Source organism: Subtercola vilae (assembly GCF_004923255.1).
Classification (GTDB): Bacteria; Actinomycetota; Actinomycetes; order Actinomycetales; family Microbacteriaceae; genus Subtercola; species Subtercola vilae.
In genome coordinates, this window is record NZ_QYRT01000096.1 from 1 (window position 1) to 1,504 (window position 1,504).

At 59.6% G+C, this 1,504-nt stretch carries 1 protein-coding gene; it reads left to right on the top strand.

All coding sequences use genetic code 11. The features are described from left to right. Positions 1 to 686: 686 nt before the first annotated feature. Positions 687 to 1,358 carry a hypothetical protein gene (locus D4765_RS18965; protein ID WP_136643865.1) on the top strand — a complete coding sequence of 224 codons (672 nt, stop codon included), beginning with the start codon at positions 687 to 689 and terminating at the stop codon, positions 1,356 to 1,358. Positions 1,359 to 1,504: the final 146 nt, after the last annotated feature.

Consider the following 1,504-nt stretch of genomic DNA (forward strand, 5'->3'; position numbering starts at 1 on the left):
CTGGAGGGCAAGCGAGGCAGCCGTGGACACCTTCGACGACTGCACGCAGAGGGATCGTCAGTAGGCAGTCCGGCCCTGCGCGCCGTCCGGTCGCCCACTTGGCCGACCCGCTCGCGAGCGTGAGCGTGTCGCAACTCGCCACTGCAGTTGCTCATCTTTTGGAGCTCGTCGGGGCGCTCGTGTGTAGCCTTAGTGCTTGGTCCGCGGGTGGCGTGTCATTCGTGCCTTCGTGCCTTCGTGGAAGGCGCCTGCGGATGGAGCAATTATTATCAGCGACATGGCAATTAGTCGCGAGTCAGGAAGAGTATGCGTGCAGTAGGAACCCGTCACGGCCTGAGCGCACGTCGAGCCCTGACTTTGACTACTGTGCTCGTGTGCGCCACCCTGGCGCTCATAGCCATCTTCCTCATAGTTCTTGCAGCCAGGCCCCATGACGCTTCTTTGGCATGGAAGACAACCGCCTTCACACTTCTCTGGGGTTGGATCGGGCTGGTTGTGGTGACGGCAGGCTCCGTTTGGGTCAACATCATCGTTGTCCGCAAAGAATTGGCGCTCGGATATACCTCCAGCCGTGCTTTCCCAGACGTCATCACCGTAGACCCGCGCACGGGCGTCGTACTCCGCGAAGCAGGTGAGCCGCTCCTGTCACGGCCAGAGTTTCGCGACGCGCTAGTCAAAGCGAAAACGTGGGCTCAACAGCACCCGGATCAGGTAGACGCGAGGTGAACCGTCTTCATCGACGAATCCTCGTAATAGCGGCAGCAATATTTGTCGTTGCGGTGGGGCTGAGGGTTTTCGTGGGCCTGTCAGGGCCGCAAGCGGGCCTGTGGAACAGTGTTCTCGTCGGTGCCACCGTGTTACTGACCGTTCCGGCTATTTTGGTCACGTTTTTCACGCTCATGAAACGAAGGGGCCGAAAGATCGCGGTCGCTCTCGCGGCGCTGCGGGTGGCTCACAGCAAAGAGCTTGTTTTCGCGGGTGGCGTCGAACAAGGCTTCTGGCTAGCTCTTCGACGTCTCAGAGCCGACGTCGAGAACGAGGGACCCGGACCATGGCCTATCGGTTCCTTCCACGGCAACTTTGTATGTGCTGTCGTGGATGATCATGCTCTGACCTACTGGAGCGTTGATCCGGTTCCAGTGTTGTTTGTCTCCATTCCGGTAGGCCAAATAGCAGATGTTTCCATAGGCTCGGTGCCCGCTGGACTTACGTTTCGGACAGGCCTGATCCTCACCATAAAGCGGGCAACTTCATATCGGCTCACGGCGCTCATCGAAGACGAAGCCCGCCTCGGATACCCAGCAAACTCCGCCGCTATACAACCCATAGCCAACGCGCTGCGAAAGTCGAAGGACTAGGCAATCTGTCACTATCGACACGATTTTGGGGCTGGTAACGGCGAGTCTGCCCCAACTCACCGACCTGTTGTCCGAGAACGGGCGATGCTGCGGTGTCGCGGCGGCTCGCAACCCATGGGTTACGAGGCGTCTCGTCGGACGGGTCG